This is a genomic window from Youxingia wuxianensis, from assembly GCF_014385085.1.
GTDB classification, from domain to species: Bacteria; Bacillota; Clostridia; order Oscillospirales; family Ruminococcaceae; genus Youxingia; species Youxingia wuxianensis.
Genome location: NZ_JACRTD010000021.1, coordinates 1 through 2,914, shown reverse-complemented (window position 1 = coordinate 2,914; position 2,914 = coordinate 1). Strand labels below are relative to the sequence as shown.

Annotated in this window: 3 protein-coding genes; 2 read left to right on the top strand and 1 reads right to left on the bottom strand. The window is 52.1% G+C overall.

Features of this window, described 5'->3' with window-relative positions; genetic code table 11:
* On the top strand, nt 1-1,257 hold a 1,257-nt coding region (locus H8705_RS13520; RefSeq protein ID WP_262396305.1), incomplete at its 5' end, for a MobA/MobL family protein.
* Between the two features lie 67 nt (nt 1,258-1,324).
* Here H8705_RS13520 and H8705_RS13515 read toward each other — a convergent pair.
* On the bottom strand, nt 1,325-1,783 hold the full coding sequence (locus tag H8705_RS13515; protein ID WP_262396304.1) for a hypothetical protein: 459 nt from the start codon (nt 1,781-1,783) through the stop codon (nt 1,325-1,327).
* Nucleotides 1,784-1,867: 84 nt separating this feature from the next.
* Between H8705_RS13515 and H8705_RS13510 the strand changes: the two genes are divergently transcribed.
* The coding region (locus tag H8705_RS13510) for a toprim domain-containing protein (protein WP_262396303.1) at nt 1,868-2,914 on the top strand (1,047 nt) is incomplete at its 3' end.

Sequence of the window (2,914 nt, the reverse complement as noted above, 5' to 3'; positions counted from 1 at the left end):
GCCCAGCTTGCCAGAGAGATTGACGCAGCACTCCCCATAGAATTATCCAGAGAGGAACAGATCCGGCTTGTCCGGGAATACTGTTCCTCTCAATTTGTTTCCAGAGGAATGTGCGTTGACTTTGCCATTCACGACACCGACAGCGGCAACCCCCATTGTCACATCATGCTTACCATGCGCCCCCTTGACGAGCGCGGCGCATGGGCGGCGAAGTCCAAAAAGGAATATGACCTTGACGAAAATGGCGAGCGCATACGCTTACCAAGCGGCAGATACAAGACACACAAAGTTGACCTTACCGGCTGGAACGACAAGGGCAACGCGCTTTTATGGCGCAAGGCATGGGCGGATGTTTCAAATGCCTACCTTGAACGCGCCGGAAGCCCGGAGCGTATCGACCACCGCAGCAACGCCGAGCGCGGCATTGACGAGCTGCCCACCGTTCACATGGGCGTTGCGGCTTGTCAAATGGAGAAGAAAGGCATAGCCACCGAGAAAGGCGAGCTGAACCGGAATATCCAAAAGGCAAACCGCCTTATCCGGGAAATCCGGGCGCAGATTGGAAAGCTCAAGGAATGGATTGGCGAACTGTTCAAGGCGCGGGAAACCGCCCCGGAACAGCCCCCGCAATCCCCCGGTCTTGCAAATCTGCTGATGAAGTATTTAAGCGTTCAGAGAGAAAAGAGCCGGAAGTATTCGCAGAGTTGGCAAAGGCAGCACGCCGCCGATGAACTGAAAACCGTTGCAAAGGCGGTAGGCTATCTTTCCGAGCATGGCATTTCCACCCTTGACGAGCTGGACGCTGCCCTTTCCTCTGTCAGCGACCAAGCCGACGCTATCCGGGCGGGCATGAAAACCGCCGAGAAGCGCATGAAAGAATTGCAGAAATTGATTGAATACGGGAAGAACTACACCGAGTACAAGCCCATTCACGACGAGCTGAAAAAGCTGAAAAATGGCTGGACGAGCAAGCGCGACAAGTACGAGGAAGCCCACCGCGCCGAGCTTACGCTATGGAACGCAGCGAGCCGCTATCTCCATGCAAATCTGCCGAAAGGGACAAAGACCTTGCCTATCGCTGAATGGGAAAAAGAGTACGCCACTCTCAGCGGGCAGAGAACAGCGGAATATACCAAGCTGAAAGAAACCCGCGCCGAGGTTGCCGAGCTGCACAATATCCGCAAGTGCGTTGATATTGCATTGAAAGCCGACCAGCCGGAGCAGACCCGCGTCAAGCGGCATGAACAGGAGCGATAAGGAAAAGGACGGGCAAGCTGTCCGGCTTGTCCGTCCTATGTACCACTTGTCAAATGGGAAGTTGTCATTATCGTTTTATTTCCAAGCAATAGAATGACGGTCTATTCGGATACATTTTATCGGGAGTATTCCAAATCTCTGCATCATCAATTTCCTTGATATGTTTTGTGGTAAGTTCATCAATGGAAACTGTTTGCCTATGAATTACAGGTCTGTCCTCAAATTCATAGTAGTCCATTAACCACACATGCCAGAGTTCTATGGAAGTCGTATTCTGCAAGGCATTTTTCATATATTCAATAATTTGTTTTGCCCTACCCTCTGTAAAGTAGTTCCATTCCAGACAGACTCCATTTTTCTTGTTGGTATAGTTCTGAACATCTTGAAAGAAATGCAGAAAATAGTTATCATCTGCGCCACCGTCATAAATTGTACCATTATCAAGATTTATTTCAAATGGATAATCCTGAACGGGCGAAACTTCCGTCAAGGGAAAATCTGAAGCAATAAATGTGCATATGCTCATAGAATTTCTCCACCAACTTTCGATTTATTTTTATTGTACTTCAAAACTATGAACAGTTCAACCACCGAAAGCGAGGTATCAATCATGTACTATACCCAAGAACAGATAGACCGGGCGAACCAAGCCGACCTTGTTTCTTTCCTGCAATCACAGGGCGAGCAGCTTACCCGCGCCGGGAATGAATACCGCTGGAAACGGCACGACAGCTTGACCGTCCGGGGAAACAAGTGGTACAGGCACAGCCAGAGCAAGGGCGGCGGCCCCGTTGATTTTGTCATGGAGTTTTTCGGCAAGAGCTTCACCGAAGCCGTAGAACTTCTCACAGGAGAAAAGGGAGCCGTACCGCCGCCGGACAGACCTTGCCCCGCGTCCCTTTTCGACTTCCGGCTACCGCCACCTAACAGCGACAACCGAACAGCGAGGAACTACCTTACAGCAGCCCGCCGCATTGATGAAGATGTGACGGGCTTTTTCTTTGCCCGCGGCGATATTTACGAGGACGCAGCCCACCACAACGCCGTATTTGTGGGGCGGGACGAGGACGGAATACCGCGCTACGCCCACAGCAAGGGAACGGCGGGAAACTTCCGGCTTGATGTGAAAGGCAGCGACAAAGCCTTTAATTTCTGCTACCGGGGCGAGGGCGACAGGCTTTTTGCCTTTGAAGCCCCCGTTGACCTGTTATCTTTCCTCTGCCTGTTCAAAAAGGCGTGGCAGAAGCAGAGCTATTTGTCATTGGGCGGCGTGGGAGAAAAAGCCCTGTTGCGTTTCCTCTCTGACCGTCCGAACATCAAGACCGTTTACCTCTGCCTTGACAGCGACCAAGCCGGAAACGACGCTTGCAGCCGCCTTGCGGAGCTTGTGCCGGAGGGCTTGACCGTCCACCGCCTTGTGCCGCTGTTTAAGGACTGGAACGAGGTATTGCAGCACAGAGCGGAAATCACAGACGGGAAGTATATCCGGGAAGCGGTTTACGGCTTAAAAGAGCCGTCGCAGGAAGAAACCGTCGAGCTTATCCGCATGAGCGAGGTTGACACACAGACCGTTGAATGGCTATGGGAGCCGTATATCCCTTTCGGGAAAGTAACCATTGTGCAAGGCAACCCCGGCGAGGGCAAGACCACCTTTGCC

Excerpts from the sequence above, each read along its gene's own strand:
- H8705_RS13515 (WP_262396304.1), bottom strand. The coding sequence starts at position 1,783 with ATGAGCATATGCACATTTATTGCTTCAGATTTTCCCTTGACGGAAGTT.